This window comes from Enterococcus sp. DIV1682a, assembly GCF_051711005.1.
Taxonomy (GTDB): Bacteria; Bacillota; Bacilli; order Lactobacillales; family Enterococcaceae; genus Enterococcus_B; species Enterococcus_B hirae.
The window spans coordinates 2,180,621-2,191,971 of sequence record NZ_JBIOLT010000001.1 but is presented as its reverse complement, the minus strand read 5'-3'; the positions used below and the strand labels follow the sequence as shown (position 1 = coordinate 2,191,971).

The following is an 11,351-nucleotide window of genomic DNA, read 5'->3' as shown; positions in this document are numbered from 1 at the left end:
TATCTGAATATGGTAGAAGAAATGGAGACGAAGGAGTGAGACGATGTTAGAAGTGAAAGATTTGGTTAAGACGTTTGGAGACTATACCGCTGTTGATCATGTGTCTTTTCAAATACCTGATGGAAAGATTATGGGGCTGATCGGACAAAACGGGGCAGGAAAAACCACAACTTTTCGATTGATCTTAGATTTTTTGACACAGGATCAAGGGGAAGTTTTATGGAATGGACAACCTTTGGGAGAAAAAGACTATGACATTATTGGCTATCTTCCTGAAGAACGTGGGTTGTATCCGAAAGTAACGATTCAAGAGCAATTGTTGTATTTTGCTGAATTGAGAGGCAAAAAAAGAAAAGAGATCGAACCAAAAATCGATTTTTGGATGGAAAAGTTCCAAGTAAAAGGAAAGAAAACCGATAAAGTAAAATCATTGTCTAAAGGAAATCAACAAAAAGTCCAATTGATTGCTACGTTGATCCATGAACCTAAATTGATCATATTGGATGAGCCGTTTAGTGGGCTTGACCCAGTCAATGCAGAATTGCTGAAAGACGGGATCATTGAGTTAAAAGAACATGGCTCATGTGTTATTTTCTCCAGTCACAATATGGATAATGTTGAAAAAATCTGTGATCATTTAATTATGTTACGTAATGGAAAAATGGTGTTAAGCGGGAAAGTCCATGAAATCAGAAATTCTTTTGGACGTACAAAGTTATTCTTAGAATCTGGCTTGTCCCAGGAGGAAGTTGCAATGATCGAAGGAGTCGAAAAAGTCGTCACTCATGAAGATCAAACGCTTGAAATCACTTTAAACGATCCTGATGTAGGAAAAGAAATCTTTACCCGAGCAACACAATTTGGCTATATTCCAATGTTCAATCAACAACCGCCTACCTTAGAAGAGATATTCAAAATGAAAGCAGGTGAGATTGATGCGTAAATTTTGGATCATTACAAAAGATGTCTATTTAAAAAATGTCAAATCCATCTCTTTCTTGATTATGATCTTAGTGCCATTCATTATGATAGGAATCGTTTATTTAGCAGGCAATTTTGCTCAGCAAAACAGTGAGATCAATAAAATTGGTGTATTGTCCGAAAATCAACAAGTAACGCAACAGCTTGAACAAGTAAAAACCGATGAGTTCAGCTTTCAAGCGGTTGATTCGCAAACACAAGCTCAAAAAGAATTAGCCGATGAAAAAATTGATGCCTATTTAGTCGTCACGGTCGAAAACGATCAGCTAAAAGGTCAACTTTACAGTGAAAATTCGTTAGGACAAAGTACACAATTGTTGATCCAACAGCAATTAACTGGGTTGCAATCACTATTGCGAGCTAGCCAACTGGGACTTTCCCCTGAAGAAGTAGCTAGTCTTAGTCAACCAGCAAGTTTGACTAGACAAAAAGTAAGTTTTGATAGTAATAACAAAATGAAAGTTGGAGAAGATAATTCTGGCGTACAATATGCGATTAGTTATGCAGCAACCATTATCTTATTTATCATTATCCTGACTTATTCACAAATCATCGCGCAAGAAATTGCTTCTGAAAAGGGAACTCGAATCATGGAAGTCATTTTATCAAGTACGACAGCTCAAAAACATTTTTATGGTAAATTGACTGGTGTCTTGTTAGTTGCTTTAACGCAGATGGCTCTATACGGTGTGATCTTGACTGTGGGATTCCAACAATTTAAACATATGGATTTTGTAAAAAGTATCATAGAGAATATTTCACTAGATAAGATCATCGGACCATTTTTATGGTACGCATTATTGTTTATGTTCTTTGGTATCTTGATCTTCTCCGTTTTAGCGGCATTATGTGGATCATTAGTCAACAAAGCAGAAGATACAGCAAAAGCGATTTTACCAGTTACTTATCTTTCTTTAGGTGGCTATATGCTTGGGTTGATCTTAGGCGCATCTGATCCAAACAATATCGTGATTCGGATCACGTCTTATATTCCGTTCCTTTCTTCTTATATTATGCCGATTCGTTTGGCGAATGAGACAGTTGGAATGACTAGTGTATTGATTTCACTTGTAGTGTTAATCATTGTCACATTCCTGCTAATGTTCTTCTCAGCGAATATGTATAAATCAAATGTTCTTGTTTATAGTGAAGGTGGCTTATGGAGTTCATTGAAACAGTCACTTTCAATTATGAGAAATGAACGTAAGAAATCCTAACCGACTGACTATTAAAAGCAGTATCGGCACAACAAAATGGTAAATGAAAAACTAAATGCTGGCGTTATTTCGGTTGATCTACGAAATAACGCCAGCATTTTTTAGGCTATTCTAAAGGGAAAAATCGTTGTTCAATCCCTTAAGGACTAAAATTCTTGAACAAAAAAATCAAATAATCCTTGATCAGTGGGATTGCTTGAATGTGTCAGCTCTGGATGCCATTGTACACCAAATAATCGAACATCCTTATCGAGACTTTCAATCCCTTCCACTAGACCATCAGGTGAAAAGACTGTGGCTTTTAATGAAGGTGCCAGCTCTTTCAACGCCTGATGATGATAAGAGTTTACCAAATAAGTATCAGGTAGTAGCTGATGTAATAGAGTGTCGGGTAAAATCTCTACTTCATGAGTAGCAAATTGTGGGGCGGTTGGATGCTGTTCATGTTTGACTGACCACTTAGGATAAGTGGTTAAATCTTGATACAAACTACCCCCAAGCACGACATTTAAGAGTTGCATTCCACGACAAACAGCAAAAATTGGTTTGTTTTGTTTGAGTGCCTCACTGATAAGTGCCGCTTCAAAGAGATCTCTTTGAAGGTTGGTTTCTAAAATTTTTGGATGGGGAGGTTCATGATACAGTTGTGGGGAAATATCCTGTCCACCGGCTAAAATCAGTTTATCGATTTGGTCAATATAAGCAGAAGCAGTCTTAGGAGATGAGATCGGTAAAACGATCGGTAAACCATCCGCCTGCTGTACAGCATTGACAAAGCCTTGGGGAGTATAGGTTACTTGATTTCCTTGAAAAGTATCTGTCGCTCGGATCAACTGATTTCCAGCAATTCCAATAATGGGTAACATAAACATTCCTCCAAATCGTCTATTCGTTCTATTCTATCAAGAATAAAAAAATTTTAAAACTATTTGAAATAGGTCTAGTTTGGGAATACATATGAAGAAAAAATTTTTTTCATGAGAATTTCTTATAAAAAAACAGAGTTACCGAGGAAAAATATGGTGTTCTTATTGAATTTTTTCGTCATTTTGGTACAATAGAATTAAATCACGAATAAAATGGTTGGGCATAATGCTTCAAGGATCGCGTTCTTCAAGGGGTGAGAAGAACATATTGAAGGGCTCAGCATCATTAGTCAACTAAAGGGCACATACTTTCAATGTAACGAGAGCATGTGTCCTTTTTTAATCGAAAGGGGGAAGTGATTGTGACAGAAATGGCGCGAATTTTGACAAGAATCAAAGAAGCAGAAGAGAATAATCAGAAAAAAGAAGAGCAGGTCAAAGCAGAACTTGCTCAATATGAACAATTAAAAAATAACGAATTAATCGATTTGAATAAAGAATTCCAAGAACGATTAACCAAGCTGATGAAAGAAAAAAGAAAAAATGAAGAGGAAGTAACTGAAGATGAACAGCACAAACTGGAATTGATTTTAGAACAATTTCGTCAAAAAGTTCTTGAAATAGAAAAAACATATTTAGAAAAAGAAGAAGAGGAAATAGCGAAGAAAAAGAACTTAACAAATGAGATTATTGAAAGGATGAAACAAAACAATGGCTGTCACTAAAATGGAAAAAGTGACTCTCATTTCAGATAAGAAAAATCGTGAAATCTTGTTGCAAGCAGTTCAAGGACTCCATGCAGTAGAAATCCGTGATCTGTTCCAAGAATCTGAAAACAATCAATGGGTAGAGACGTTTTTTCCTGAACCAGAGATGATCGATAAGGACAAGGAACTTGCGAAATTATCCTATAAATTAACGGATATTCGTACAGCTATCCAATTTATCGAACACCATGGCGAAAAAAGTCAGAAAAAACAACACTTAAAAAGGCGTGAACTTTCGTTAGATACCTTGGAAAAAAATTATTCAGAAGAAGTTTTTTCGAAAAAGCTGGAAGAAGTCTTACTTTTGAAAGAACAATGGGAGCAACTGGTAGACGAACGCCAACAATTGGAAGACCAAGAGAATTGGTTGCTCAATTGGCAAAATCTGGATCTGGCACCTAAAGCATTTGATAGTCAAATGACCAAGCTAGTCATTGGAACGGTCAATGCTAAAAATGCTGAATCTTTTAAAGCTGAAGTTGCTGAGATAAACGAAGCCTATTTAGAAGAAATCAACTCTTCACCAACAACGACTTACTTTGCCTACATTGTTTTACGAGCTGACGAGTCACGCATGGAAGAAATCGCCAGTCGTTATGGATTTGTTAAAGAAGACTATCTGTATGAGGGGACACCACAGCAACAGTTAGTTGCTACAAAACAAAGTTTACAGGAAATCAAGGACCAACAAAAGAAACTCTCTTCAGCCATTGGAGCTTGTAGTGGGTATATCAAAGATTTCGAATGGACGGAAGAAATCTTCTTGGCTCGCTCTGAACGAGAAGCAATCAAGGACCGGATCATTCATACTCCTTATCTGATTCTGATTCAAGGCTGGGTGGATCATGAAGAAAAACAAGAATTGATCCACATGCTACAAAATGTCTTAGCAAGTGAAGAAGTCTATTTGACCTTTGACGAGCCAACGGGCAATGAAATTGCTGAAGAAGTACCGACCAAACTAAAGAATCATCCAATCGTTGCTCCTTTTGAGATGTTAACGGAGATGTATAGTTTACCAAAGTATGAAGAAGTTGATCCAACGCCGTGGATGATGCCGTTTTACCTCGTCTTTTTTGGCATGATGGTGGCGGATATCGGGTATGGGTTACTGATGTTTTTAGGGGCATTTTTACTCCAAAAATTAGTGGTATTGCCACGGGGAATGCAACGTTTTGCGAAATTCTTTGAGATTCTAGCGATCCCTTCGATTATCTGGGGATTTATCTACAGCTCATTTTTTGGGGCGGCATTGCCTAAAGAAATTTTTGGTATTCATTTACCATTTCCGATTTTGTCTACTACAGATGATGTCAACACGATCTTGATTTTATCCGTAATTTTTGGGTTGATCCAAATTTTAGTCGGACTATTTATTGCTGCTAAGGAACATATCAAACGAAAAGCATATGTCGATGCCGTGAATGATGGGTTTGCTTGGCAAGGGATCTTGCTTGGTATCATTCTGATTTTATTGGGAACGATGATCCTTAAAAACAACGCCTTTGTTTATTTAGGCGGTGCATTAGCTGTTCTTTCAGCCGTATGTATTTTGATCATTCCTGTTTTCCAATCTTCATCAAAAGCCAAGGGGATCGCCAAAGGTGCGTATAATTTATATGGTCTAACTGGCTATATCGGAGACTTAGTCAGCTATACACGACTAATGGCACTGGGAATCTCTGGAGGAAGTATTGCCGCAGCTTTCAACATGTTAGTTGCTTTTATGCCTCCAGCTGCTCGTTTTAGTGTCGGAATTTTATTGATCATTGTCCTACAGGCTTTGAATATGTTCTTAACACTTTTGAGTGCCTATGTACATGGCGCAAGATTACAATATGTAGAATTTTTTGGAAAGTTTTACACTGGAGGAGGGCGTTCCTTCAAACCACTAAAAACGGTGGAGAAATACGTCAACATCAATCATAAGAAAAAATAGAAATATTGGAGGAATTTGATACAATGATGGATTATTTAATTACTCAAAATGGTGGAATGGTATTTGCAGTATTAGCGATGGCAACAGCAACGATTTTTTCAGGAATCGGGTCTGCTAAAGGCGTTGGAATGACTGGGGAAGCGGCAGCTGCATTGACGACCAGTCAACCAGAAAAATTTGGACAAGCGTTAATTTTACAATTACTTCCAGGTACCCAAGGATTATACGGTTTCGTTATCGCCTTCTTGATTTTTATCAACTTAGGCAGTGATATGTCTGTCGTTCAAGGATTGAACTTCTTAGGAGCTTCCTTACCGATTGCCTTTACTGGTTTATTCTCAGGGATCGCTCAAGGGAAGGTTGCAGCAGCTGGTATTCAAATTCTAGCGAAAAAACCTGAGCATGCAACGAAAGGGATCATTTTTGCTGCGATGGTTGAAACATATGCCATCTTAGGTTTCGTTATTTCTTTCTTACTGGTCTTAAATGCGTAATAGCCTAGCTTATAAGGAGGAATGACGGTGGATGCGATTGATAAAATCATCACTCAAATAAATGAAACAGCACAACTCGAACGTGCATCATTCGAAGAAATGAAGCGCAAAGAAATCGATCAAAAATTTGAAGTGAAAAAGTGGCAGATCGAAGCAGATTTTCAGAAAGAAAAAGCAAGTAAACTGGAAGAAATTGAACGAAGTTATCGCCAGTTGAGAAACAAGCAAAAAATGCAAGTGAAACAAGAAATCTTAAATGTGAAACAAGAAGTTTTACAGCGTTTATTCACGGAAGCAACGCTTCAGTTAGAAAATGAACCAAAAGAAGAACAACTTGCATTGATGAAGCAAATGATCCAAACATTACCGATCAATGGCACAGCTCGCTTGATCCCAGGAGAAAAATCAGCAGATATCTTAACACCTGCGGTCATCGCTGAATGGAATGAAGAACTTCCTTTTGAATTAATCCGGGAAGACTTTACTGAAAAAGCACAAGCAGGGTTGATCATTGATGATGCTGGTATCCAATATAACTTTTTATTTAGTCACTTGATCAAGGAAATTCAAGAGACGATGAGTGCTGAAATTGCCAAAGAATTATTTGACTAAGGAGGGATTGTTAAATGGAGTATCATGAATTAAATCCCTTGATACGTGGTAGAGAATTAGAGTTGATTTCAAAAGACACGTTTGAGCAAATGATCCAAACCGATTCGATCGATTCACTTGGAGAAATCTTACAATCCACGATCTATCAGCCGTATATCTATGACGGCTTTGATAAGGATTTTGAAGCCAATCTCTCTCAGGAACGCAGCAAATTATTCCAGTGGTTGAAAGAATCTGCACCAGAACCAGAAATCGTTTGGATCTATACGATGCGTTACACTTTCCATAATTTAAAAGTATTGACAAAGGCTGAGATCACAGGGCAAAACCTTGATCACCTTTACATCCATGATGGATTTTATTCGCTGGAAGTGTTGAAAGATGCGATTCACACGCAAGTATCGGTGGAATTGCCAGACAGTCTCATGGATTATATTCGAGAAGTTCATGAATACTGCGAAGAATCGACTATTTTACAAGGGATCGATGTGATTTATGACCGTTGTTTTCTAACCGAGCAACGTCGCTTAGGGGAACAGCTTGGTTACCCTGAACTATTAGAAGAGATCATTGCTTTTATCGATTTAACGAATATCACCACGACAGCAAGAGGGATCTTGCAGCATCGTTCTGCAGGTTTTATGACAACAGTTATTTCAAGTTCAGGAAGTATTCCGAAAGACACATTGCTTTCCTTTGTTCGTGGGAAAATGGCATCTTTTACTCAGTTTTTACTGACAACAGATTACAGTGAGCTATTAAAGCAAGTCATCCATGAAGAACAGATTGATTTAGTCAGTTTGGAACAATTGAAAGATGATTATTTAAGTTCTTTTTATCAAGTAGCACAGACACAAGCGTTTGGCCCGTTACCATTACTAGCTTTTTTGAACGCAAAAGAAGTCGAAAGTAAAAATCTGCGCCTTTTGATCATTGGCAAACGAAATCACTTTTCACTGGAACAACTAAAAGAAAGGATGAGACAGGTCTATGACTTATAAAATCGGAGTAGTAGGTGACAAGGATTCTGTCTCGCCTTTTCGATTATTTGGCTTTGATGTACAGCATGGTACGACAAAGACTGAAATAAGAAAAACAATCGATGAGATGGCTAAGAATGAATATGGTGTGATCTATATCACCGAACAATGTGCAAATCTGGTCCCTGAAACGATTGAGCGCTATAAAGGACAATTGACACCTGCGATCATTTTGATTCCTAGTCATCAAGGAACCCTTGGTATCGGTTTAGAAGAGATCCAAAATAGTGTGGAAAAAGCTGTTGGACAAAATATTTTATAATAGGAAAAGGAGATAGTCATTTGCAAATTGGAAAAATCATAAAAGTCTCCGGTCCTCTCGTTATGGCAGAAAATATGTCAGAAGCAAGTATTCAAGACATGTGTTTAGTGGGAGATTTAGGAGTCATCGGCGAAATCATTGAGATGCGTCAAGATGTGGCGTCTATTCAAGTATATGAAGAAACTTCAGGAATTGGTCCCGGAGAACCTGTTCGTTCAACTGGGGAAGCACTATCTGTTGAGCTAGGACCAGGAATCATTTCACAAATGTTTGACGGGATTCAAAGGCCACTGGATACATTTATGGAAGTGACTCAAAGTAACTTCTTAGGACGTGGGGTCCAATTACCAGCTTTAGATCATGAGAAACAATGGTGGTTTGAAGCGACAATCGAAGAAGGAACAGAAGTAAGTGCTGGAGACATCATTGGGTACGTGGATGAAACGAAGATCATTCAGCACAAAATCATGGTCCCTAATGGTATCAAAGGAACTGTACAAAAAATTGAATCTGGATCATTTACGATCGATGATCCGATTTGTGTGATCGAAACGGAACAAGGCTTAAAAGAGCTGACGATGATGCAAAAATGGCCAGTACGTCGTGGTCGACCAATCAAACAAAAATTAAATCCAGATGTACCGATGATCACCGGTCAAAGGGTCATTGACACGTTTTTCCCAGTAACTAAAGGAGGAGCGGCAGCCGTTCCAGGTCCGTTTGGTGCAGGGAAGACAGTTGTGCAACACCAGATTGCTAAGTGGTCGGACGTAGATCTAGTGGTTTACGTTGGTTGTGGGGAACGAGGAAATGAAATGACGGATGTCGTCAATGAATTTCCTGAACTGATCGATCCAAATACGGGCGAGTCTTTGATGGAACGAACTGTGTTGATCGCTAATACATCGAACATGCCAGTAGCTGCTCGAGAAGCTTCTATTTATACGGGAATCACGATTGCCGAGTACTTCCGTGACATGGGGTATGATGTAGCAATCATGGCAGATTCCACTTCTCGTTGGGCAGAAGCACTGCGTGAAATGAGCGGACGTTTAGAAGAAATGCCTGGTGATGAAGGTTATCCCGCCTATCTGGGCTCTCGTTTAGCTGAATACTATGAACGTTCAGGACGTGTCATTGCTCTAGGCTCTGACCAACGTGAGGGCAGTATCACTGCCATCAGTGCGGTTTCTCCTTCTGGTGGAGATATCTCTGAACCAGTGACTCAAAATACTTTACGAGTGGTGAAGGTTTTCTGGGGATTAGATTCTAGTCTTGCTCAAAAAAGACATTTTCCATCGATTAACTGGATCCAAAGTTACTCATTATATTCAACGGAAGTTGGCAGATATATGGATCAAATCTTACAACAGGATTGGTCTGATATGGTAACTGAAGGCATGCGGATCTTGCAAGAAGAAGAACAATTAAATGAAATCGTGCGCTTGGTAGGGATCGATTCGCTTTCTGATAACGATCGCTTGACCCTTGAAGTAGCAAAATCGATTCGAGAAGACTATTTACAACAAAATGCTTTTGATGATGTAGATACGTTTACTTCAAGAGAAAAACAATTCAACATGTTGAAAGTTATTTTGACTTTTGGGAAAGAAGCTCGAAAAGCCTTATCGTTGGGAGCGTACTTCAATGAAATCATGGAAGGTACAGTAGCGGTCAGAGAACGCATTAGTCGGAGCAAGTATATTCCAGAAGAAGAGTTAGCCAAAATTAGTAGTATAAATGAAGAAATCAAAGAAACGATCCAATTGATTGTTTCAGAAGGAGGGATGACCGATGATTAAAGAATATCGTACAATCAAAGAAGTGGTCGGCCCTTTGATGGCAGTCGAAAAAGTTTCGGGAGTCAAATATGAAGAATTGATTGAAGTTCGGATGCAAAACGGCGAGATTCGTCGTGGACAAGTACTAGAAGTCCAAGAAGACAAAGCGATGGTTCAGATCTTTGAAGGAACCAGTGGAATCAATCTAAAAAATTCTTCCGTACGCTTTTTAGGACACCCTTTACAATTAGGAGTATCAGAAGACATGATCGGTCGGGTTTTTGATGGTCTTGGTCGACCAAAAGACAATGGACCTGAAATCTTGCCAGAAAAATATTTAGATATCAATGGCGAAGTAATCAATCCAATTGCCAGAGATTATCCCGATGAATTTATCCAAACAGGGATTTCAGCAATCGATCATTTGAATACATTAGTTCGTGGTCAAAAATTGCCGGTTTTTTCTGGCTCAGGTTTACCACACAAAGAGTTGGCTGCCCAAATTGCTCGCCAAGCAACTGTTTTGGATTCTTCCGATGATTTTGCCGTGGTTTTTGCTGCCATCGGTATTACTTTTGAAGAAGCCGAATTTTTTATGGAAGACTTTAGACAAACAGGTGCGATTGACCGCTCCGTTATGTTTATGAATTTAGCTAATGATCCAGCAATCGAACGAATCGCCACACCAAGAATGGCATTGACGGCCGCCGAATATTTAGCTTATGAAAAAGGCATGCACGTCTTAGTCATCATGACCGATATGACCAACTATGCAGAAGCGCTCAGAGAAATTTCGGCCGCACGTCGAGAAGTTCCTGGCCGTCGTGGTTATCCAGGCTATCTTTACACAAACTTAGCCACCTTATTTGAACGAGCTGGACGGATTAGAGGATTGAAAGGTTCTGTGACTCAAATTCCGATCTTGACGATGCCAGAAGATGATAAGACTCATCCGATTCCCGATTTGACGGGCTATATCACAGAAGGTCAGATCATTTTAACGAGAGAGCTTTATAAGAGTGGGATTCAACCCCCGATCGATGTCTTGCCTTCTCTTTCACGGTTGAAGGACAAAGGAACAGGTGCCGGTAAAACGAGAGAAGACCACGCAGCAACGATGAACCAATTGTTTGCCGCCTATGCGCAAGGAAAACAAGCGAAGGAATTAGCTGTCGTTTTAGGTGAATCTGCCTTGTCAGATATTGATAAAATCTATGCAAAGTTTGCGGAACGATTTGAAAACGAATATGTCAACCAAGGATTTTACACCAATCGGACGATCACAGAAACGCTTGACTTAGGTTGGGAACTGTTGGCGATGCTTCCAAGAACCGAGTTAAAACGAATCAAGGATGATTTACTGGATAAGTATTTGCCAGAAGGGAAGTGAGT

At 39.0% G+C, this 11,351-nt stretch carries 11 protein-coding genes and 1 other annotated feature; of the genes, 10 read left to right on the top strand and 1 reads right to left on the bottom strand.

Translation table 11 applies throughout. From position 1 onward, the window contains the following. The first annotated feature begins 43 nt into the window (after positions 1–43). Both IGJ23_RS10040 and IGJ23_RS10035 read left to right on the top strand, forming a co-directional pair. The gene (locus IGJ23_RS10040) at positions 44–943 is read left to right on the top strand and encodes an ABC transporter ATP-binding protein (protein ID WP_342081862.1); all 900 of its coding nucleotides are present in this window, start codon (positions 44–46) and stop codon (positions 941–943) included. After that, positions 936–2,198, top strand: a complete 1,263-nt coding sequence (locus IGJ23_RS10035) for an ABC transporter permease (protein WP_010738019.1) — start codon at positions 936–938, stop codon at positions 2,196–2,198. Before IGJ23_RS10040 ends, IGJ23_RS10035 begins: the two co-directional genes overlap by 8 nt. 146 nt (positions 2,199–2,344) lie before the next feature. Here the strand turns inward: IGJ23_RS10035 and IGJ23_RS10030 are convergent, their stop codons facing one another. Next, a complete protein-coding gene (locus IGJ23_RS10030) occupies positions 2,345–3,064 on the bottom strand; it encodes a gamma-glutamyl-gamma-aminobutyrate hydrolase family protein (protein WP_438774918.1) in 720 nt (239 codons plus the stop codon). A gap of 215 nt (positions 3,065–3,279) precedes the next feature. Then, positions 3,280–3,328: a sequence feature (sodium ion sensor (DUF1646 type); this cis-regulatory element may regulate processes involved in with the transportation of sodium ions), on the top strand. Positions 3,329–3,435: 107 nt separating this feature from the next. On the opposite strand from IGJ23_RS10030, the gene IGJ23_RS10025 reads away from it, so the two are divergent. Genes IGJ23_RS10025 through IGJ23_RS09990 form a run of 8 tightly spaced genes read left to right on the top strand, consistent with a single transcriptional unit; the run spans position 3,436 to position 11,349 of the window. After that, on the top strand, positions 3,436–3,789 hold the full coding sequence (locus IGJ23_RS10025; RefSeq protein ID WP_205943385.1) for an ATPase V: 354 nt from the start codon (positions 3,436–3,438) through the stop codon (positions 3,787–3,789). Next, positions 3,776–5,770, top strand: a complete 1,995-nt coding sequence (locus tag IGJ23_RS10020) for a V-type ATP synthase subunit I (RefSeq protein WP_438774917.1) — start codon at positions 3,776–3,778, stop codon at positions 5,768–5,770. The genes IGJ23_RS10025 and IGJ23_RS10020 overlap by 14 nt, the downstream gene beginning before the upstream one ends. Before the next feature lie 23 nt (positions 5,771–5,793). Continuing rightward, positions 5,794–6,264: a V-type ATP synthase subunit K gene (locus tag IGJ23_RS10015; protein WP_010738015.1), complete on the top strand. Its 471-nt coding sequence runs from the start codon at positions 5,794–5,796 to the stop codon at positions 6,262–6,264. A gap of 27 nt (positions 6,265–6,291) precedes the next feature. Continuing rightward, the gene (ntpE, locus tag IGJ23_RS10010) at positions 6,292–6,876 is read left to right on the top strand and encodes a V-type sodium ATPase subunit E (protein WP_063627423.1); all 585 of its coding nucleotides are present in this window, start codon (positions 6,292–6,294) and stop codon (positions 6,874–6,876) included. Positions 6,877–6,890: 14 nt separating this feature from the next. Then, complete coding sequence (locus IGJ23_RS10005) at positions 6,891–7,877, top strand: V-type ATPase subunit (RefSeq protein WP_438774916.1); 987 nt, start codon at positions 6,891–6,893, stop codon at positions 7,875–7,877. After that, positions 7,867–8,178, top strand: coding sequence for a V-type ATP synthase subunit F (locus IGJ23_RS10000; RefSeq protein ID WP_010718638.1), 312 nt, complete (start codon positions 7,867–7,869; stop codon positions 8,176–8,178). The genes IGJ23_RS10005 and IGJ23_RS10000 overlap by 11 nt, the downstream gene beginning before the upstream one ends. Positions 8,179–8,198: 20 nt before the next feature. Then, complete coding sequence (locus IGJ23_RS09995) at positions 8,199–9,980, top strand: V-type ATP synthase subunit A (RefSeq protein ID WP_010718637.1); 1,782 nt, start codon at positions 8,199–8,201, stop codon at positions 9,978–9,980. Then, on the top strand, positions 9,973–11,349 hold the full coding sequence (locus IGJ23_RS09990) for a V-type ATP synthase subunit B (RefSeq protein WP_010718636.1): 1,377 nt from the start codon (positions 9,973–9,975) through the stop codon (positions 11,347–11,349). The genes IGJ23_RS09995 and IGJ23_RS09990 overlap by 8 nt, the downstream gene beginning before the upstream one ends. The last annotated feature ends 2 nt before the right edge of the window (positions 11,350–11,351 follow it).

Bases quoted from the DNA above. Each gene is read 5' to 3' on its own strand.
- IGJ23_RS10020 (WP_438774917.1), top strand. From the start codon at position 3,776: ATGGCTGTCACTAAAATGGAAAAAGTGACTCTCATTTCAGATAAGAAA.
- IGJ23_RS10015 (WP_010738015.1), top strand. From the start codon at position 5,794: ATGATGGATTATTTAATTACTCAAAATGGTGGAATGGTATTTGCAGTA.
- IGJ23_RS10000 (WP_010718638.1), top strand. From the start codon at position 7,867: ATGACTTATAAAATCGGAGTAGTAGGTGACAAGGATTCTGTCTCGCCT.
- IGJ23_RS10030 (WP_438774918.1), bottom strand. From the start codon at position 3,064: ATGTTACCCATTATTGGAATTGCTGGAAATCAGTTGATCCGAGCGACA.
- IGJ23_RS09990 (WP_010718636.1), top strand. From the start codon at position 9,973: ATGATTAAAGAATATCGTACAATCAAAGAAGTGGTCGGCCCTTTGATG.
- IGJ23_RS10005 (WP_438774916.1), top strand. From the start codon at position 6,891: ATGGAGTATCATGAATTAAATCCCTTGATACGTGGTAGAGAATTAGAG.
- IGJ23_RS10040 (WP_342081862.1), top strand. From the start codon at position 44: ATGTTAGAAGTGAAAGATTTGGTTAAGACGTTTGGAGACTATACCGCT.
- IGJ23_RS10035 (WP_010738019.1), top strand. From the start codon at position 936: ATGCGTAAATTTTGGATCATTACAAAAGATGTCTATTTAAAAAATGTC.
- IGJ23_RS10025 (WP_205943385.1), top strand. From the start codon at position 3,436: ATGGCGCGAATTTTGACAAGAATCAAAGAAGCAGAAGAGAATAATCAG.